At 52.1% G+C, this 18,603-nt stretch carries 17 protein-coding genes; 8 read left to right on the top strand and 9 right to left on the bottom strand.

All coding sequences use genetic code 11. From position 1 onward, the window contains the following. Positions 1 to 77: 77 nt before the first annotated feature. From mtnB to AC0YOA_RS15495, 8 genes are all read right to left on the bottom strand, one after another. Positions 78 to 725, bottom strand: coding sequence for a methylthioribulose 1-phosphate dehydratase (gene mtnB / locus AC0YOA_RS15530; RefSeq protein WP_475787355.1), 648 nt, complete (start codon positions 723 to 725; stop codon positions 78 to 80). A gap of 1 nt (position 726) precedes the next feature. Further along, on the bottom strand, positions 727 to 1,425 hold the full coding sequence (locus AC0YOA_RS15525) for a 2-hydroxy-3-keto-5-methylthiopentenyl-1-phosphate phosphatase (RefSeq protein WP_475787354.1): 699 nt from the start codon (positions 1,423 to 1,425) through the stop codon (positions 727 to 729). Then, the gene (locus AC0YOA_RS15520; RefSeq protein WP_475787353.1) at positions 1,422 to 2,654 is read right to left on the bottom strand and encodes a 2,3-diketo-5-methylthiopentyl-1-phosphate enolase; all 1,233 of its coding nucleotides are present in this window, start codon (positions 2,652 to 2,654) and stop codon (positions 1,422 to 1,424) included. The genes AC0YOA_RS15525 and AC0YOA_RS15520 overlap by 4 nt, the downstream gene beginning before the upstream one ends. Beyond that, a complete protein-coding gene (proC, locus tag AC0YOA_RS15515) occupies positions 2,647 to 3,531 on the bottom strand; it encodes a pyrroline-5-carboxylate reductase (protein WP_475787352.1) in 885 nt (294 codons plus the stop codon). The genes AC0YOA_RS15520 and proC overlap by 8 nt, the downstream gene beginning before the upstream one ends. 19 nt (positions 3,532 to 3,550) lie before the next feature. Then, entirely contained in the window at positions 3,551 to 4,798 is a 1,248-nt protein-coding gene (locus AC0YOA_RS15510) for a glutamate-5-semialdehyde dehydrogenase (protein WP_475787351.1), read from the bottom strand. Positions 4,799 to 4,909: 111 nt separating this feature from the next. Beyond that, positions 4,910 to 6,025 carry a glutamate 5-kinase gene (gene proB, locus AC0YOA_RS15505; protein WP_475787350.1) on the bottom strand — a complete coding sequence of 372 codons (1,116 nt, stop codon included), beginning with the start codon at positions 6,023 to 6,025 and terminating at the stop codon, positions 4,910 to 4,912. 406 nt (positions 6,026 to 6,431) lie between these two features. Continuing rightward, positions 6,432 to 7,622 (bottom strand): aminotransferase class I/II-fold pyridoxal phosphate-dependent enzyme, encoded by a 1,191-nt coding sequence (locus tag AC0YOA_RS15500; RefSeq protein ID WP_475787349.1) that lies wholly within the window; start codon positions 7,620 to 7,622, stop codon positions 6,432 to 6,434. Positions 7,623 to 7,746: 124 nt separating this feature from the next. Then, a complete protein-coding gene (locus AC0YOA_RS15495; protein ID WP_475787348.1) occupies positions 7,747 to 8,190 on the bottom strand; it encodes a hypothetical protein in 444 nt (147 codons plus the stop codon). Positions 8,191 to 8,318: 128 nt separating this feature from the next. Here AC0YOA_RS15495 and AC0YOA_RS15490 point away from each other — a divergent pair, with 128 nt between their 5' ends. Next, a complete protein-coding gene (locus AC0YOA_RS15490) occupies positions 8,319 to 9,119 on the top strand; it encodes a carbon-nitrogen family hydrolase (RefSeq protein WP_475787347.1) in 801 nt (266 codons plus the stop codon). A 6-nt stretch (positions 9,120 to 9,125) separates the two neighbouring features. On the opposite strand, the gene AC0YOA_RS15485 is transcribed toward AC0YOA_RS15490, so the two are convergent. Continuing rightward, the gene (locus tag AC0YOA_RS15485; protein WP_475787346.1) at positions 9,126 to 10,028 is read right to left on the bottom strand and encodes a LysR family transcriptional regulator; all 903 of its coding nucleotides are present in this window, start codon (positions 10,026 to 10,028) and stop codon (positions 9,126 to 9,128) included. 163 nt (positions 10,029 to 10,191) lie between these two features. Between AC0YOA_RS15485 and leuC the strand changes: the two genes are divergently transcribed. The 7 genes from leuC (at position 10,192) to AC0YOA_RS15450 (ending at position 18,588) form a co-directional block, all read left to right on the top strand. Next, on the top strand, positions 10,192 to 11,613 hold the full coding sequence (leuC, locus tag AC0YOA_RS15480) for a 3-isopropylmalate dehydratase large subunit (RefSeq protein WP_475787345.1): 1,422 nt from the start codon (positions 10,192 to 10,194) through the stop codon (positions 11,611 to 11,613). A 50-nt stretch (positions 11,614 to 11,663) separates the two neighbouring features. Beyond that, complete coding sequence (gene leuD, locus AC0YOA_RS15475) at positions 11,664 to 12,257, top strand: 3-isopropylmalate dehydratase small subunit (RefSeq protein ID WP_475787344.1); 594 nt, start codon at positions 11,664 to 11,666, stop codon at positions 12,255 to 12,257. A 256-nt stretch (positions 12,258 to 12,513) separates the two neighbouring features. Beyond that, positions 12,514 to 14,040 (top strand): N-acetylmuramoyl-L-alanine amidase, encoded by a 1,527-nt coding sequence (locus AC0YOA_RS15470; RefSeq protein ID WP_210040371.1) that lies wholly within the window; start codon positions 12,514 to 12,516, stop codon positions 14,038 to 14,040. A 10-nt stretch (positions 14,041 to 14,050) separates the two neighbouring features. After that, entirely contained in the window at positions 14,051 to 14,599 is a 549-nt protein-coding gene (locus AC0YOA_RS15465) for a GerMN domain-containing protein (protein ID WP_475787343.1), read from the top strand. 22 nt (positions 14,600 to 14,621) lie between these two features. Beyond that, complete coding sequence (locus tag AC0YOA_RS15460) at positions 14,622 to 17,321, top strand: S-layer homology domain-containing protein (RefSeq protein ID WP_475787342.1); 2,700 nt, start codon at positions 14,622 to 14,624, stop codon at positions 17,319 to 17,321. A gap of 321 nt (positions 17,322 to 17,642) precedes the next feature. Beyond that, positions 17,643 to 18,296, top strand: a complete 654-nt coding sequence (gene nth / locus AC0YOA_RS15455; RefSeq protein WP_475787395.1) for an endonuclease III — start codon at positions 17,643 to 17,645, stop codon at positions 18,294 to 18,296. 25 nt (positions 18,297 to 18,321) lie between these two features. After that, complete coding sequence (locus tag AC0YOA_RS15450; protein WP_210040377.1) at positions 18,322 to 18,588, top strand: NAD/NADP transhydrogenase alpha subunit; 267 nt, start codon at positions 18,322 to 18,324, stop codon at positions 18,586 to 18,588. Positions 18,589 to 18,603 lie beyond the last annotated feature (15 nt).

Here is an 18,603-nt window from a genome sequence, read left to right as displayed (position 1 = left end):
CGTTGACCCTGCGTGAAGGTCAAGCGCCATCTATGCCGCCCAATCTGCCGGATGAAGTATACTGCTGAAATGATTCCTTATTTTCGCTGCAGCAGCTCCCAGCGGTAAACATATTCGAACAGAAACTCGAATGCCTCCAAATGCCGTTTGGCTTCAAAAGCATTGGCGCCCCAGGCATAGATGCCGTGCTTGCGCAGCATGATGCCGGGAATTCGCGGATCCAGCCGGTCAGTGATCTCCGGAACGATGCTTGGAATGTGAGCGAAATTCGAGACAATGGGAATTTCAATATGGGCTTCTTCCTCCCAGATATTAAAAGCCTTGATCAGCTCCACGCCGTTAACGGGGATCGATTTGCGGTCCCAGAACAGTTCAGATATCACATTATTCATAACGGTGTGGACATGGAAAATGGCTCCGCATCCGGTTAGCTTGTAAATCTCGCAGTGAATCAAGGTTTCTGCGGATGGCTTTAACCTGGTGGTTTCGCTGGGTGACCCGTTCTGATCGACGAACAGAAAATCCTCCGGCGTTGAGAGCGACTTGTCTTTCCCGCTTGCCGTTATGGCAAAGTTGAACGAATCGGGTGCAAACTCTCCTGCCCGGATGGACAGATTGCCGCTTGTTCCGGCGAACCAGCCGCGGGAAGCGAATAAACGCTTGACCTCGCCAAGCTCGGCCAGAACCCGTTGTTTCTCTTCAGTAGCAATGTCTGCAAAAATCATATTAATGGGAATCCTCCTCATGTTTAAGAACGGCAATCACATCATGAAACGTCTCAAATTCATTATAAGGCAGTCCAAGCTCCTTGCATTTGCTGATCAGGTGGGAACGGGCAAATACGACGTCAGCCAGCTTGGCCCCTTCAAAATCCGTTACGCTGTCGCCTATCAATATCCGCGTGTACGCCTCAGAAGGAAAGCGCCTGATGATGGTCGTTTTGCACATGCCGCAGTCGTTGCTGCAGTTTCCGTCGCAGGGATGAGGCCAGGTGATTTCGATCTGCTCTCCTGTAAAATCGCTGCCGTTGCAGTATATATGGTCCTCGGCAATGCCAAAGGGAGCAAGCAGGGGATATACAAAAAAATCAATCCCGCCGCTCGTTACATAAAATTCGATATCATGGGCTTCGCTGTATGCCAGCAGATCGCTGAAGCCCGCACGAATGCGCGCATTGCTGATTGCGTATTCCACAACCTCTTTTTTTCGCGCTGCCGGAAGCAGGCGGAACATCTCGCCGACACCCTCGCGGATGGATTTGCGCTCTGACACGACATCATCGACGATCTGCTCCCAGCCCGGCGGATTGAAATGCCGCACGATGGCCACGATATTGTCGTTCTCGGTAATAGTCCCGTCAAAATCGCAAAAAATGATGCGCTTTTTCCCACTGGCCGATACCGGATTCGTTTTTTCCAGGCTCATTCCTTATACCCCCAGCTGGCGATGGCCGCTTTCAAAGCTTCTTGTCCCGGCTGCTCCGCTGCCGTTGGCAGTGAAATTCCGGCAAGCGTTGCCGCTATGGCCTGACGGAAAGCTTGTCCGCCCGCCGCTGTCCCCTTGGGATGGCCATGAATGCCGCCGCCCGCGTTGACAACGACTTCCTGTCCAAAGTCGCGCAAAATAAGCGGAACCAGTCCGGGATGGATACCCGCAGAAGGGACGGGAAAGCTGGACGGAACGGGGAGGCCGGGATCGACGAGAGCTGCCTGGACAGCAAGATTTTCTTCTCTAGGCATAACAACAGAGCCGTAAGGCGAAGGGAAGAGCACCAGATCGGCCCCGGCAAGACGCATCAGCTTGCCCAGCAGCAGCGGGGCGGAGATCCCATAATGCGGCGACGGATAGAAAGCGCCTGCCATGGCGGGATGGGCGGCGATCGGGACGGCGATGTCCGGGTCGCAGCTCAATTCATGCAGGGCATCGTAGCCATACGCCAATACATTGAACAGGAGCGCATTAGCGCCTGCACGGATTGCCCGTTTGGCATTAGCGGCAAGCTGTGAGGTCGGCCCCGTCAGATTGACTGCATACAGCAGCTTCTGTCCGGTTTCGCGTTCCGCCTGACGCGCGGCATCCATGCAAACCTCTACCCGTTTCTCCAATGGAGTCAACGGGTTCTCGAAGAGAATTTCGTCATCCTTGATCAAATCGACTCCGCCCAGGGCCTGCTGATAAAATTGCTCCCGCAAATTGGTCAGGTCATGGCCGATGACGGATTTGAATATGCTCATCAGCAGAGGGCGGTCGTGGACGCCAAGCAGCTTCCTTACCCCGGCAATACCGAATTTGGGGCCGGGGAATGCCGAAGTGAAGGCTGAGGAAAATTGAAGATCCAGCAGCTTAATTTTGCCATCCATCGACAGCTTGCCGAATACGGTGACGAGCAGGGCGGGGAGATCGCGGCTGAAATTAATGTCTGGATACGCGATCTGGAGGTCGGCAAACCGCTCGCCGGGCACCGCACCTTCCGGCTCATGAACGCTGACGTCTATGACACGCCCAAGATGCTTTTCCATCTCCGCCTTGCGGGCTTCGGGCAAATCGGTCCAGCTGCCAACGGTCAGCCCGACAGCAATGCCCTGGGCTTTCTTGTGAAAATCAGCTTTATCGTCATAACAGCGGTAAGTCGCGATGCATACCTGATCACTCATGAGTTGCACTCCTCTCGATGTCTTTGCCCATCTCGGCGGCGCGGTCGGTGGCCCGCCCTATCGCATGGACGAGGGCTTGGGTGAAGCCGTGCGCGTCAAGCGTCTCTATTGCGGCTTGTGTCGTTCCGTTGGGGGAAGTCACTTTTCTTCTCAGCTCCGCCGGATGCTCATGGGTCGCCTTGACCATATGGGCGGCGCCCAGAACGGTCTGGATTGTCAATTCGCGGGAAGCCTCCTCGCTGAGACCGCGGCCCCGGCCGGCTTCGATCATCGCTTCCATGACATAATAAATATAAGCGGGACCGCTGCCCGAGAGACCTGTCACTACATCCAGAAGATGCTCCTCGACGACTGCCGTCATGCCGACGGATTTGAACATGGCCTCTGCGAGGCTGCGCTGTCCCTCGGAGACCGTGGAGGAGAAGCTGATGCCCGTTGCGCCAAGACCGATCGTGCTTGACGTATTGGGCATCGTGCGGACAATGTTCATCGGCTGGCCCAGCAGTGTTTCCATCGTATGAATCGACAGGCCGGCGATAACCGAGACGATCAATTGATCGGGGCGAAGCACATGGCGCAGCTGCTTCAATGCCTCAGCGGCATCCTTGGGTTTTATTGCCAGAAATACGATATCGGCTTCGCCGATCATGGTTGTTTTGGCTTCATTATCAAACGCGGCCTGAACGCCGTAACGCGCGGCAAGCTCGTCAAGCCGGGCTGCATTCTGGCGATTGATGATACCGATCTGTCCGGGTGCGGTCAGCCCCTGGTCCAGCAGGCCGCGAACAATCGCTTCCGCCATCGATCCCGCACCGTAAAAGCACAACCGGAGCGAACTGATCTGTGGTGAAACACCGGCAGAGAATAATTGTGACATTTTAAAGATAACCTCCTCATCAACCTCTGATTTGCCCGCTGCCGGAAATTAGGAATTTTGTTGTCGTCAGAGCCGGAAGGCCCATAGGACCACGCGCATGCAGCTTCTGCGTGCTGATGCCGATCTCTGCGCCATAGCCGAATTCAAAGCCATCTGTGAAGCGCGTGGATGCATTATGGTAGACAGCTGCAGCGTCGATCTCCTGGAGAAAACGCGCGGCATTCGCTTGATTCCCGGTGACGATGCACTCCGAGTGCATGGTTCCATATTTCCCGATATGAGCAAGCGCTTCGTCCAGATTATTTACAATTCTGATGTTTAGAATGTAATCATTGTATTCAGTGGCATAATCCTCTTCGGTTACCGCTTTGGCCTCAGGAATAAGTGCGGAGGTCCGTTCGCATCCGCGAATTTCAACATTGGCGGCTAATAGCCGGTCAGCAATCAATCGCAGATGATCTGCGGTGAATGCTTCATGCACGAGCAAGGTTTCCATCGAATTGCATACGGATGGGCGCTGAACCTTCGCATTGAAGGCAATATCGGAGGCCATTTGCGGATCGGCGCTCTCATCGACGAAAGTATGACAGATTCCGGCGCCCGTTTCTATAACCGGCACAGTTGCATTGTCCACTACATTGCGAATCAGGGAAGCCCCGCCGCGGGGAATAACCACGTCGAGCAGGCCATTGAGTTTCAGCATTTCATCCACAGATGAGCGGTTGGGATCCTCTATCAGCTGAATCGCGTCAGGGGGCAGCGCCGACTCCTCCAGTGCGCCGCGCAGTACTTCAATGATCCTCCGGTTCGATTCGATGGCAGCCGATCCGCCGCGCAGGACAACGGTATTGCCTGTTTTGAGGCAAAGACCTGCGGCGTCTACCGTGACGTTCGGACGCGCTTCGTAAATCATGCCGATTACACCAAGCGGCACGGAGATTTTGGTAATCTGCAGGCCGTTGGGACGGTCGAAGGATTCCAGAACCTGACCTGCCGGATCCGGCAGCCCGGCAACGAGACGCAGCGCGTCTGCTATTGCCGCAACCCGCTGCTCATTCAGTTTAAGCCGGTCCAGCAATGATTCACTCGTTCCGTTCTCACGACCGCGTTTGATATCAAGTCCGTTGGCCGCAGTGATCGAGGCATGCTCGCGAACGAGTGCATCGGCCATGGCCAGCAGGGCAGCATTTTTTTGCTCTGTTGTCATCCGGTTCATTATGGCAGCCGCTTGCTTGGCAAGGGCCGCCTTCTCGCGTACTTCGCTCATTTATAGTTCCCTCCTAAGAGTTTTGCTGTGATCCATCATGGGATATACTTCTTCGTTGAACAGGAAAACTCACTTCGGAAGCATAGGCTTTAGAGTTTTGCTGTGACTTCTCTATCCGCTGAACGATACCCATTCATCGCGGTGTATGACTTCAATCCGGTTGACTTCAACCCTCCGGCGGACCTCCTGCGTGCTGAGCCCGGCGACGGCCTGGATTTGCCATGCGGCATAGTTCACGACACCGCGGCCGATGGTTTGCTGCTGCAGATTAACGACTTCCACGACGTCGCCGGGATGAAACTCGCCTTCGATCTCCCGAATCCCCGCAGGAAGCAAGCTTTTTCCGCCCTGCAGAAGGGCTTTCTCGGCGCCTTCATCCACGATAATCCGTCCTTGGGTATGCGAGTGGAAGCCTACCCATTGCTTTTTCATAGGCAGATTATGTAGACTTGTATCAAAATAAGTGCCTTTTCCGCCCCCTTCAACCGCAAGCTGCATATCTCCGGGCTCAAGAACCCGACCGATAAAGGCAGGCACGCCTCCGCGCATGGCAATCCGGGCGGCTTCAATTTTCGAGCGCATGCCGCCTGTGCCAACGGAAGATCCTGAGCCGCCGGCAAGCTTGACGAGATCTTCGGAAATAACCTCTACCCGGTCAATCCGGATCGCCTCGGGGTTGATTCTGGGATCCTCTGTGTACAGGCCGTCCGTATCGGTTAAGATGAGCAGCCGCTTGGCTTTTACAAGATTGGCGACCAACGCGGAGAGGGTGTCATTATCCCCGAATTTCAATTCGTCCGTTGCAACCGTGTCATTCTCGTTGACGACCGGTACGGTCCGCTGTTCCAGAAGCTCCTCAATGGTCATTAATGCATTCTGGATTCGCCTGCGGTTGGAAAAGTCGGCACGGGTGAGCAGGATTTGCGCAACACCGATTCCGCCGTTTGTACCGTAGGCTGAGAAGGCTTCCTGATAGGCCTGCATCAGCAGAGCCTGGCCTACAGCCGCAGCTGCCTGCTTTTCATGAACAAGCTTTGGACGCGACCGGTACCCAATTTTGCGGAAACCCGCAGCCACTGCGCCGGAGGTGACGAGCAGCACCTGATATCCGGCATCATACAGCGAAGCCAGTTCACGGGAGAAGAAAGCAATCCGTTCCCGGTTCAAGCCGCCTTCATCCGATGTCAGCGAGCTGCTGCCGATTTTGACCACGATTCGTTCCGTCATTATCGCAAATCCTTTCCCCTGAATAAAATAAAAAAACTTCCGCCCTCTACATAAATAGAAAGGACGAAAGTATAACCTCCGCGGTACCACCTTAATTAAAACGGTCTTGTACTCCTAAAAGGAAAACAAGCCGCATTCGCTTCATCAAGCCTGATAACAGCAGGTGCTGTCCGGCTCATCGCCGGCCGTTCCGGGGCGGGATTTCTGCATTGGTCGGGTAAATTCTTGCAGCTGACGAATTTACTCTCTGTGCACGACTCAAACCTGCGTACTGTTCCCCATCACAACGTTCGTGTTCAATTAAATCAAGCATATCATGATCTGACACGACCTGTAAAGGCGGTGGACAGGGGTCATTCCTGAACCTCATCCTGCACCTGATGAAGAAACAAGAATATGGGGCAAACTACCCGAAGAGACCGAGCCTGCCGATCCGTGCCACCGCTTCTTCGAGGCGCGCTTCCGGAGCAAGCAGTCCCAGCCTGACATAATTCTCGCCATAGCTCCCGAAGCCGATCCCTGGGGCGATGACAACATCAGCCCGCTCGAGGACCAGATCGGCAAATGAGGCCGAGGTATATCCTTTAGGCACCGGCAGCCAGCAGAAGAAGGAGCCTCCGGGCTTGGGAGCTTCCCAGCCGATCCTGCCCATAGCATTGTAGAGAGCGTTCCTGCGGCTTTCGTACGTTGTGCGAAGCTCGGTCACGCAATCCTGGGGACCGGTTAGCGCAACAGCCGATGCGGCTTGTATGCCTCCGAAAAGACTGCAGTAATAATGATCCTGAATCAAATTAATGAGTGAAATAATTTCCGGATTCCCAAGCGCAAAACCAACCCGCCAGCCTGCCATATTATAGGTTTTGGATAAGGTGTAGAACTCGATGCCGACTTCCTTGGCTCCGGGGGTCTGCAGAAAGCTGACCGGTTGGTTGCCGTCAAAGCCAATCGCCCCGTATGCAAAATCACTTGCCACCACAATGTCATGTCGCGCGGCGAATTCAACCGTTTGGGCATAAAATTCAGGTCCGGCCACGGCTCCTGTGGGATTGTTCGGGTAATTGATGAACATCAGCTTGGCCTGGTCTGCGATGTCTTTATGTATGGCGTCATAGTCAGGGAGAAATTGGTTGTCTGCCGTTAGCGGCATATATTCCATCCGTCCGCCTGCAAGCGCGACACCCGACCAGTAATCGGGATAACCCGGGTCCGGAACCAGACAGATATCACCTGGATTGAGCAGGCATTGGCTGATTTCGATCAGACCGGTCTTGCCGCCGAACAAGATGGCGACTTCCTTCTCAGGATCCAAGGTAACGCCATAGTCCTCCTTATAACGCTGGGCAACGGCTTCCTTGAGGAAAGGAAAGCCCTTGAAGGGCGGGTAGCGGTGATATTCCGGATTGGGTGCCGCTTCCTGCAGAGCCGCAACAATATGCGCGGGGGTAGGTTGATCCGGATTGCCCTGCCCCAGATTGATAACGTCTCGCCCTTTGGCTGCCTGGGCTGCCGCCTTGCCGACCAGCGCTGCAAAAAATTGCGCCGGCAAGCCGGACATCCGGTCTGCCGGTCTTATTGGAAAAGATTTGATATCCTTCATCTTCAATCACTCCACTAATTTGCTGCGTACCAAAAACCTAAGCCTAATTTAGCATATTATAGGAAGAGGTGTCGAGCAATGTGGCTGACGAAAGGCCGGGACCCGCTGGAGGCCAACAATCACATTAAAGTCCCATTTGAGCCAGGAAAGGCTTGGTGTCCGCTTTAAACTGCAGCAAATAGGGCTTTCTGTTCTCGTCGAAGATGAGCAGAATCTGAGGCTTTCCGGGACAATAAAAAAGAAACACATCTGCCGTACGCACCGTGACAGAACCAGCTTGGACCACTGCCGGCTCGTTCAGCGGAATACGGAAGACATAGCCGCATTTGTCATCCGGCTTGGTCTGCGGGGCAAGACCTGTAACAGAGCCCAGCCAATTGATCGCATAAGTTTGGAATTCCTTGCTGTTTGGAATGGATTTTACGACTTTTCCGGCTTCGATATCAAAGGCCTGAACCGGCCTCTGAGAAGCGGTTCCGTCGTCAGCCAACCGGGCGCTGGCAACAGCCGGTATCATTAAACAGAAAACAAGCATCAGAAGAGAAATCAGCTTGGCACTTACTTTCATTTTCATTTCTCCTTTACGATTCATGTTAGATGGTTACCTTGTTACGATGCCCATCTTGACAGAGAACCATGAGGCGGTATCATTAGGGAAAAGAAAATGCTGCCCGAACAGGAAGGTGGACGCAAGCTATGACTACGAAGAATAAACTGCGAATTGCTCTGGTTCAGATGGATGTGGAGGCCGGTCATCCGGATGAGAATTTCAAGAAGTTGGAAGTCATGCTTGAGAAGGCGGCCGCGGGCAATGACAAGCCGCATTTGATTATGCTGCCTGAAATGTGGAATACCGGGTATGCGCTTGAAGAAATCAGTGAAATTGCGGACCGCGGGGGTGAGCGGACGAAGGCGCTGCTCTCTGCATTCAGCCGCGGGCATGGTATTCAAATAGTGGGAGGCTCTATTGCCGAGGGCAGGGACGAGGGCGTTTATAATACGACTTATGTGTTTAATGCCCAAGGCGAAGTGGAGGCGAAGTATTCGAAAATTCATTTGTTCCGTCTGATGAATGAAGAGAAGCATCTGCAGCCGGGGGATAAAGTGGGCAGCTTGCGCGTGTCCGGAGCGGATGCCGGTATGATGATCTGCTATGACATCCGGTTTCCGGAGCTGGCCCGGAAGCTGGCGCTGGATGGGGCGAAGCTGTTGTTTGTTCCCGCACAGTGGCCGAATCCCCGAATGCACCACTGGCGTACGCTGCTTATGGCGCGCGCAATTGAGAACCAGATGTTCGTGATCGCCTGCAACCGCTGCGGCACCAGCGGCACAAGCTCCTTTTTCGGTCACTCGCTGATCATTGATCCATGGGGAGAAATCATCGCTGAAGCCGGGGAGGAAGAAACCATTCTGCGGGCAGAAATCGATCTGGAGCTGGTCGATCAAATACGCGGAAAAATTCCCGTTTTTGAGGATCGCCGTCCATCGCTTTACTAAGGAAATTCAAGAATGAAAATGACTTTCGATTGTTGATTTCATCGTCTCGATGAAAGCCTCCGCCGCTTTCGAAAGATACCGTCCCTTGCGGCTTGCAATGACAAGCGTACGCGAAGGCGCAGGCTCGGCAAAAGGCAAATAGGCAGGCGCGAATTCGTACCACTTGGCCCTTGCCACCATCTTGGGAACAAAAGCGATGCCCATTCCGGCGGCGACGAGCGATTGCACGGTTTCAATATTTCCGCTCTCGAATACAATTCGGGGCTGAAATCCGGCTTTCTCGCAAAGCTCGATAGCGATTTGCCTGAAGCCTTGTCCTTTCTTCAGCAGTACGAAGGGCTCTTGGGCGAGGTCTTGGATGTTTACAGCCTCGTTCTTAAGGGCAAGCGGATGCTCGGGAGGCACGGCCAGACAGATTTCCTCCTCGATCAAGGGCTCCCAGGCCAGAGAGGGTTCGTGAAGCGGCAGCGACAGCAGACTCAAGTCCGTTTGTCCGCTTGCGGTCAGCTGCTCCAGCCGGAACGAGCTGTCCTCGACAAGCGCGACTTCGATTTCCGGATACTGTCTGCCGAATACCGGAAGCACGAGCGGCAGAACATGAGAGCCGGTAATGGGCAGGCTGCCGACAACCAGCTTGCCTTTGCGCATATGGGCGATATCGTCCAGCTCCTGCTTCAGCTGTTCGATGCTGTCGAGAATATTCTGCGCCTTGTCCACAAATACGGAGCCGGCATGCGTCATCTCGACAGAATTAGTGGTCCGGCGAAACAGCAGAACACCGATTTCCTTCTCCAGCTTCGACAGCTGCTGGCTGAGGGAAGGCTGGGCGATATGAAGCTTTTCCGCGGCGCGGGAAAAGTTTTTTTCTTTGGCGATCTGAATGACATATTGCAGTTGGCGGAATTCCAAGATGCGTGACGCTCCTTCAGCGATATTTTCGTTACACGGGTGCCATAGGCCTAACCTATTGATGTTATAGATATTATATCTTGGATCAATGAAGAAAGAAATGCTATGATACTATCATCGATAAAAAAAGAGAACGAATTATTGAACTTATGAGGTGAAAACAATGGCAAAAAGAACAATGGTAGAGAAGATTTGGGACAATCATGTCATTCATGCCGAAGAGGGCAAACCAAGTGTTTTGTATATCGATTTGCAGCTGGTGCATGAGGTTACATCCCCGCAGGCCTTTGAAGGACTCCGTTTGACGGGCCGTAAGGTACGCCGTCCGGATTTGACTTTTGCAACGATGGACCACAATGTACCGACGAAGGACCGCTTCAATATCACGGACCCGATCTCCAAGCAGCAAATTGACACACTGACTCAAAACTGCGAGGATTTTGGCGTAAAGCTGTTTGATCTGGACAGTCTCGATCAAGGGGTCGTTCACGTTATGGGACCCGAGCTGGGACTGACTCATCCGGGTAAAACCATTGTCTGCGGCGACAGCCACACTTCGACTCATGGCGCTTTTGGCGCATTGGCATTCGGTATCGGAACATCCGAAGTGGAGCATGTTCTGGCCACGCAATGTCTGCAGCAATCGAAGCCCAAAACGATGGAAATCCGCTTTGTCGGCAGCCGCAAGCCTGGTGTGACCGCGAAGGATATGATTCTTGGCGTCATCGCCAAATACGGAACCGATTTCGGTACCGGTTATGTCATGGAATTTACGGGCGAGGCTATTCGTTCCCTGTCTATGGAAGAGCGGATGACCGTTTGCAATATGTCGATTGAAGCCGGTGCGCGGGCAGGCTTGATCGCTCCTGACGAAACCACGTTCAATTACCTGCGCGGCCGTGAGTATTCACCGCAGGGAGAAGCCTTTGACCGCGCTGTCCGGATTTGGACGGATCTGGCCACGGATGACGGCGCCTCTTATGATAAAGTGCTGGAATTTGATGTAGATTCCCTGATTCCTCAAGTGACCTGGGGCACAAGCCCTGGTATGGGAACAGACATTACGTCGAAAGTGCCAGTACCGGCTGAGCTTCCTACGGAGAATGAACGCAAAGCGGCAGAGAAGGCTTTGGAGTATATGGGTCTGACACCAGGAACTCCTATGAATGAAATCCCGATTGATTATGTTTTCATCGGCTCCTGTACGAATGGACGGATTGAGGATCTGCGCGCTGCGGCTGAAATTGCCAAAGGCTACAAGGTCAGCGACCGTGTTACGGCCATTGTGGTTCCAGGATCGGGCCGTGTCAAAATTCAAGCCGAGCAGGAGGGTCTGGATCAAATCTTCACGGACGCCGGATTCGAATGGCGCGATGCGGGCTGCTCCATGTGTCTGGCTATGAATCCCGATGTTCTGCAGCCTGGACAGCGCTGCGCATCGACATCCAACAGGAACTTCGAAGGCCGTCAAGGACGCGGAGGACGCACGCATCTCGTATCCCCGGCTATGGCAGCAGCTGCCGCCATTATGGGCAAATTCACCGATGTTCGCGACTGGAAAATCAAATCCGAAGTACTGAGCTAGTTTTGACGGACCTGACTTCATGAAACAAGATTCGAAAGGGGTTACCATAGATGGAAGAGTTTAAAGAGCTGACGGGGCTAGTTGCCCCTGTGGACCGCGTCAATGTGGATACGGACGCCATTATTCCAAAACAATTTCTTAAACGTATTGAACGGAGCGGCTTTGGCCAATTCCTCTTTTTTGAGTGGCGCTGGGATGAGAAGGGTGACGTTATTCCTGATTTCAGCCTGAACCAGCCGCGTTATCAAGGCGCTTCGGTATTGATCTCCCGTGCCAACTTCGGCTGCGGATCTTCGCGTGAGCATGCGCCCTGGGCCATTCTTGATTATGGCTTTAAAGTTATTATCGCACCTTCTTTTGCAGATATTTTCTACAATAACTGCTTCAAGAACGGTATTCTGCCGATTCGCTTGAGCGAAGAGCAGGTGGATGGTCTGTTCCAACGCACTGCGGCTGAAGAAGGCTACAAGCTGACGGTGGATCTGTTGAACAAGAAACTCACTGACGGCGCAGGGCTTGAAATTTCCTTCGATCTGGATGAGCACCGCAGGCAATTCCTGCTGCAAGGGCTGGATGATATCGGCCTTACTCTTCAGCATGAAGAGGCGATTTCAGCCTATGAAGCAAGCCGGGTTGCCTATTAATTTTTGATTAATTTATAAAACAATAGGTTTTGATACAGGCCTCCGGTCTTGCCGGAGGCCTTTTGCATTTCAAATATCATAAACTACAGATTCAGTTTATTTTGTGCGCGTCAAGCCGTTTCATCTTTCATTGGCGATAGAGTTACAATTTTCCTGAATACGCAACTTTTTCTGACAAGCTGCGTCTAATAAATGTCTGTAAGCATCGGCCTGTTCGCTCTGCTCGGAGGCGAAAATCAAGTCATCGAGGTGAAAGATGAAGAAGTTTGTAACCGCTATAATGTTATTAACGTTGTTCGTCTCTATGTTCCCTGGTCTGGTGGGAGCTGCCGCCGCTGTGCCTGTTCCCAAGCTTTATTTGAACGGCAAACTACTACAATCGCCTGCAGCACCGCAAATAGTCAAACAAACGACGATGGTGCCGCTGCGAACAGTAACGGAAGAACTGGGTTTTGATGTGGCATGGTCTTCCCCGAATGTCAATATATCCAATGGGGAAACGATTATGGTCCTGACGATCAGCAGTAAAACTGCATTGGTGAATGGGCAGAAAGTTTCTCTGGACGTGCCTGCATACATATCGAAGAATACTACCCTTGTACCGCTTCGATTTGTCGGAGAGCAGTTTGGGCTCGAGGTATCCTGGGACACCGCCACAAGAACGGTCCAGATGTTTGACAAGTCCAGACAAGAAGTCGAGAAACCGCCAGTAGTGCTTCCAGGTGAAGAGGATGGCAACGCTGGTACTGGAGACGGGACAATCCCTGGACAGGACGGAACGGAAACCGGAAGCGATGGTTCGCCGTCGGCGGAAACTACCGGAACGATCAACACCATTGAATATGACGGTATAGGAAGCATCTATGTAAGGTATGACGGCGAAATAGGCGATCTGGTACAAGAAACGATTGCGGGAAGCGGAGAAATTCAGCAGAAAATCGCTATAGATTTTCCATACACGGCCTTCTCGTCTACGTTTATGGCAAATCTATCAAATGGCTATTCCGGACAATTTTCGATGGATAATCATCCGTCGCTCGTAAGTGTGCGTTATTCCTTGTTTAAGGACAAGCCTTCAACGGTAAGAGTCGTACTGGATTTGACAGCGCCGACGCCTATTAATATTGCCCGGGAGGACAAGGTGATCCGCATTGACGTTCTGGAGCCTACGGATGTTGTAGCCCCGACCGATCCTGTCAATGTTGATCCAGGCATTCCAGGTAATGTTGATCCGGCAGATCCTGGCGTATACAAAATCGTTCTGGATGCCGGCCACGGAGGCAAAGATCCAGGTGCGCCTGCCGTTAACGGCAAGCACGAAAAAGAATACAATCTGTCCATCACGCTTAAAGTGAAGGCGCTGCTGGATAATGAACCGAAAATTAAAGCTTACCTGACCCGGTCGGACGATACCTTCGTCGAGCTGGATGACAGAGCCAAAATTGCCAATGATATGAATGCGGATATATTCATTTCCTTCCATGCGAACTCGGCTACAAGCTCGTCAGCATCAGGTTCGGAAACGTATTATAACCGTGCCAGCAGTCTCGCGCTTGCGAATGTGATACATAAGCATCTCGTGGCAGGGACCGCTCTTCCCGACCGGAAGGTCCATCAAGCCAGCTTTGTGGTTATCAAGAAAACGACGATGCCGGCCATTCTTCTGGAAGCGGGATATCTCTCCAACAAAGGCGATGCCGCAGCACTCTTCGATCCGGCAAGACAGGATGCCATTGCAGCTCAGGTTGTAGCCGGAATTAAAGAATACTTGAATATTACCTAGGGGGAAGCCGATGAAACAACCAGCTGCTTCACGCATACTGCTTGTCCTGATCGCTGCCGCAGCCATACTGACCATGAGTGCATGCGGGAGCAGGCCGGATAACACGCAAGGGGGAAGTTCCGATCAGGTGCAGACGCCTCCGGAGCCGGTCCCGGTAGTAGAGAAGAAGAGCGAGACGATCAAGGTTTATTATACCGATGAGCAAATGACGGAGCTGCAGGAGCAGCAGGCAGATATTCAGTACGCGGACACCAGGGAAAAAATTGAAAATGCTTATAAAGCACTTCAACAGGATGGCAAAGACGGAGGCTTGTCGCTATGGAAGCATATCGACCTTCTCAGCGCCAAGGTGGAGAACGGTGCGGTAACGCTGGATATTCATATCAACGATGAAGCGCGCTTAGGAGGTCCGGGCGAACAGATGGCGGTTGATGCTGTCCAGAAGACCATGTTTCAATTCGAAGATGTGACTTCTCTTGATATTCTTGTAGACGGCGAGAAAGAAGAAAGTTTAATGGGTCATGTGGAGCTCGATCATCCAATCATGAAGCAACAATAGTCATTAGGGGGAGTTCGCCGGTATGTTCAAAGCAAACAAATGGTTAAAAGGGGTCTCATCGCTTGTTATATTCTCCGTACTCTCAAGCTTCACCATAACTGGTGGAGCTGTTTTTGCGGATTCCTCTGCAGTTACGAAATTCAGTGACGTTCCTGCAGCACATTGGGCGCAGAAGCATATTACCAAGCTGGCTCTTCAAGGTATTGTCAAGGGCGACAATGGCGTCTTCAAGCCAAATGACAATGTCAGCCAGCAAGAAGCAGTCACGATGGCTATCCGTTTTATCGGGATTGAGAATGAAGTCAAGGAGGATCAGGCTGTCGTCTTCTCCAGCGCATTCAAGGTAAACGATTATTTCAAGCCTTATGTCGCACTTGCTTTTCAGAAGGGCCTGCTTGACCGGGATGAAGAATTCAAACTGGCGGAAGAGAATGAAGCCGTCACATGGGGAGCCAAAAAAGCAACACGGGAATGGATCACCAAGCTTGTCGTCAATGCGATCGGCAAACAATCCGCAGCCGCTGAGCTGGCTTCCACGCCTGTGGCCTTCTCTGACAGGAACAGCGTGAGCGAAGGGTTTGCCGGCTATGTGAATGCGGCCGTTTCCCTGAAATTGGTCAATGGTGTGACTGCCGACAAATTCGAGCCGAAAGGCGCGATAACAAGGGCAGCTATGGCAACCCTGCTTAGCCGGGCGGAGAGCCAGTTCCCCGTTGCTTTTCCGGGTCAGGAGACAGGCATTTTATCCGCCAAGTCGGACACTTCCATTCAATTGTACAAGCCGCAAGGCGATCAGACGCTGCTCTTGTCGCCGGATACGAATGTTTACCGCTTTGACTCCGAGAAGGCTGTAGGCCTGGATCAGCTTCTGCCAAATACGAATGTGACAGTTATCACCTACGGGGATCAAGCATTATATGTGGAACAGTTGGATGACAAGCAGCTGGTGGAGACGATTACAGGTACCTTCGACCGTGCAGTTCCTGCTGAGAACAAGCTGTGGATATGGGTCAACGATACCCCGGTTGCAGTGGCCTACGACAGTTCTGTAACGGTCAAGGATGCCGCCGGCTCTGTGATTCCGGTAGCTTCGCTGGTCAAGGACAGCACGCTTTCGATCACCCGCGATACCTATCGCGAAGTGCCGCGTGTACTTTCGATCGCTGTGCAATCCGCGCCAATCAATAAAACGGGCAGCGGTCTCGTTAAAGCTGTAGATGCCGCAGCCTCGACGATCAGCGTCATCAATTCGGCATCAAATGCCGAGGAACAGCTGAGCGTCTCGCCGCAAGCGGTCATCTTGTGGCAGGGAAGTATTTTGCAGGGCGGCCTTGCCGGGGTTCGAGCCGGAGACTCCCTGACCTATGAGGTTCAGAACAGCATTGTGACGAAAATTACCGTTCAGCAAACATCAGCGAAGTCGGTGCAGGGTGAGTTCTATTCCGCAAGCAGTGACAATAAAACCATCAATTATATTCGGGATGGCGGAACGCAGCTGGAAGCCAAATTCGTAGCGGATTCCATTAGTGTTACGATCGAGGGTCTAACGTCCACCAACCTCGTTGATTTGGTCAAAGGTGACCGTCTCGAGCTGACGTTGAACGAGAAGGATCAAGTCAGCGCCATTAAAGTGCTGAACCGCAAGGTTGAGACAATCAATGGCGCGGTAATCGTTAGCTATGAGCCTGAGCTCAAAGCACTGGTCGTCAAAAATGGCACGAAATTAATTCCGATCTATTTGACGGACAGCACGAAGATCGATATGAACGGAACAGCAATTCCGCTGACAAGTGCTGCAACGATGCTGATCAAGGACCGCAAGGTTACAATTGGCTATACGGATGACAAAGCGATATCCATTCAGTTCGTTTATAAGTACACCGGTACGGTTGTTTCGATTAATCAAACCTCCAGGCAGTTGAATTTGACGCTGACCGGCGGTTCTCCGTTCACAATCGGATTTGATGCACTGGGAGTGGAGGCGCTTGGCAAGAACGCTACACTCGCAGATGTGAAGGCGGGTGATGTGGTCACCCTGCTATTGAACACCACTCAGGACAAGGCCGTCACTCTTCAGATTCATTCCGCCAAACAGGTGGAAGTGGTCTCGGTTGACGTGAACAGCCAGAAGCTGAAGGTTAAAAATGCCGATCAGACTACCAATGAATGGGCAGTCAGCGGCTGGAGCTTCTATAATGAGAGCGGAGAGCTTATTACGCTTTCCGGCCTGACAGCCGGTCAAGTGGGCAATATCACCTTTACAGGTTCTACGCCGTCATCGTTCAAGAAGGTCGCTGTTGCATCAGGCAGGGTGTCGGCAGTTGCCGCCGATAAAGTGACCATCGTCGACTATAACGGTGTTTCTACTGAGGTTCCGCTAGGTGCAGCCTATACGGTTATCAAAAATGGAGTGTCCGGCAGCTCCGCAGCTGTACTGCAGGCAGGTGACCGGATCGAGGTCCGCAAGGATGCCGCAGAACAGACTCTGATAACTGTAAACAACGGTACAGCAAGAAGCTTCTGGAAGTTTGACAGCTCGGCAGGCCTGCTTTCGGTTAAGCGAACAGGACTTACGGATAATAATTACACCTTCAAGGTTACGTCCAGGACCAAGTTGTCCCAAGGCGATGCGGCAATTCAGTGGTCGGATTTAAAAGAAGGAGACAGCATCACCCTTTACATCGTTCAAGGCGAGCTGCTGGAAGTTGTGAAAAAGAGTTAGATCAGGTTTAAACAAAGCGCTGCGGGATCATCCCACAGCGCTTTTTTAAACCTTATGGCCATTTTCACCTCCAGGAGAGCATGATCATGACGTAAAACATTTGAATCTTTTTACAAAATTTCATTTTGGGAGGATTGAGCTAATTTTTGGAAGGGACAGGTTATTCTTATGGAATTGCGGCTAAATTAAATAATTTTATGAAAATCTCTTGAAAAAGTCGCAGGAAGCTCCTGTTTACGGTTGCTTATTGTGACATTTTTCGCTACACTTTGATTCGATAGCCCAAATAGGGGAGAGAGACAGTTGAAAGCTAAGGATAAGATGGCTTATATCTTGCGGGTCATTGGCGAGATGTTTCCGGATGCTCACTGTGAGCTGAACCACCGAAATCCGTTTGAACTGACCATAGCCGTTCTTCTTTCGGCACAGTGTACGGATGAAACGGTTAATAAAGTGACAGCCGACCTATTCAAGAAATATGAGACACCAGCCGATTATTTGGCAGTTCCGCTTGAAGAGCTGGAGCAGGATATCCGCCGGATCGGGCTGTATCGCAACAAAGCCTCCCATATCCAGAAGCTTTGCCGCATGCTGCTGGACGAATACGGTGGAGAAGTGCCCCGGCGGCATGAGGATTTGACCAGGTTGCCCGGTGTCGGACGCAAGACGGCCAATGTCGTCGTATCCAATGCTTTTGGCGTTCCGGCGATTGCGGTTGATACGCATGTTGAACGGGTGTCCAAACGGCTTGGTATCGCCAAAGCGGACGATAGCGTGCTCGAGGTGGAGAAGAAGCTGATGAAGCTTGTTCCGCGCGAGCAGTGGACCGATACACATCACCGGCTTATTTTTTTCGGAAGGTATCATTGTAAAGCTCAAAATCCGCAGTGCCTTGTATGCCCGCTGCTTGATCTGTGCAAGGAAGGCCAGCAGCGCATGAAGTTGAACACAAGCCGGAAGGCAAAGGCTAATTAAATTTTAGAGAAGAGGATGATTAAGAATGAAATGCATTTCTGTGTACACGAAGGACTTTGCTTTGTTTTCCGATATTTACGAGCAAATCATGGAAGCACCTCCCGAAGAAAACGAAGAAGTCATCATCGAAGGCGTTACAGTAAGCGGAGCAGGGGACGTTCCGGATCAATATATTGAGCGCATGCGCGTAAAGCCCGAGGTTGTCGTGATGAAAGAAAAGGAACGCAGCGTAACGATCCTGCAGCATGGCGAAGTATTTGAAATTTGTTTGCCGTCCGAGCAAACAGCTTAATCATAAACCACTGAC

The sequence above is a fragment of the Paenibacillus sp. JT22N12 genome (assembly GCF_056269365.1).
Note: the sequence above shows the minus strand (reverse complement) of the source record. Positions and strands in the feature narration are given on the sequence as shown.

Bases quoted from the DNA above. Each gene is read 5' to 3' on its own strand.
- AC0YOA_RS15495 (WP_475787348.1), bottom strand. From the start codon at position 8,190: ATGAAAGTAAGTGCCAAGCTGATTTCTCTTCTGATGCTTGTTTTCTGT.
- leuC (WP_475787345.1), top strand. From the start codon at position 10,192: ATGGCAAAAAGAACAATGGTAGAGAAGATTTGGGACAATCATGTCATT.
- AC0YOA_RS15450 (WP_210040377.1), top strand. From the start codon at position 18,322: ATGAAATGCATTTCTGTGTACACGAAGGACTTTGCTTTGTTTTCCGAT.
- proC (WP_475787352.1), bottom strand. From the start codon at position 3,531: ATGTCACAATTATTCTCTGCCGGTGTTTCACCACAGATCAGTTCGCTC.
- mtnB (WP_475787355.1), bottom strand. From the start codon at position 725: ATGATTTTTGCAGACATTGCTACTGAAGAGAAACAACGGGTTCTGGCC.
- AC0YOA_RS15510 (WP_475787351.1), bottom strand. From the start codon at position 4,798: ATGAGCGAAGTACGCGAGAAGGCGGCCCTTGCCAAGCAAGCGGCTGCC.
- AC0YOA_RS15460 (WP_475787342.1), top strand. From the start codon at position 14,622: ATGTTCAAAGCAAACAAATGGTTAAAAGGGGTCTCATCGCTTGTTATA.
- nth (WP_475787395.1), top strand. From the start codon at position 17,643: ATGGCTTATATCTTGCGGGTCATTGGCGAGATGTTTCCGGATGCTCAC.
- leuD (WP_475787344.1), top strand. From the start codon at position 11,664: ATGGAAGAGTTTAAAGAGCTGACGGGGCTAGTTGCCCCTGTGGACCGC.
- AC0YOA_RS15525 (WP_475787354.1), bottom strand. From the start codon at position 1,425: ATGAGCCTGGAAAAAACGAATCCGGTATCGGCCAGTGGGAAAAAGCGC.
- AC0YOA_RS15490 (WP_475787347.1), top strand. From the start codon at position 8,319: ATGACTACGAAGAATAAACTGCGAATTGCTCTGGTTCAGATGGATGTG.
- AC0YOA_RS15470 (WP_210040371.1), top strand. From the start codon at position 12,514: ATGAAGAAGTTTGTAACCGCTATAATGTTATTAACGTTGTTCGTCTCT.
- AC0YOA_RS15500 (WP_475787349.1), bottom strand. From the start codon at position 7,622: ATGAAGGATATCAAATCTTTTCCAATAAGACCGGCAGACCGGATGTCC.
- proB (WP_475787350.1), bottom strand. From the start codon at position 6,025: ATGACGGAACGAATCGTGGTCAAAATCGGCAGCAGCTCGCTGACATCG.
- AC0YOA_RS15465 (WP_475787343.1), top strand. From the start codon at position 14,051: ATGAAACAACCAGCTGCTTCACGCATACTGCTTGTCCTGATCGCTGCC.
- AC0YOA_RS15520 (WP_475787353.1), bottom strand. From the start codon at position 2,654: ATGAGTGATCAGGTATGCATCGCGACTTACCGCTGTTATGACGATAAA.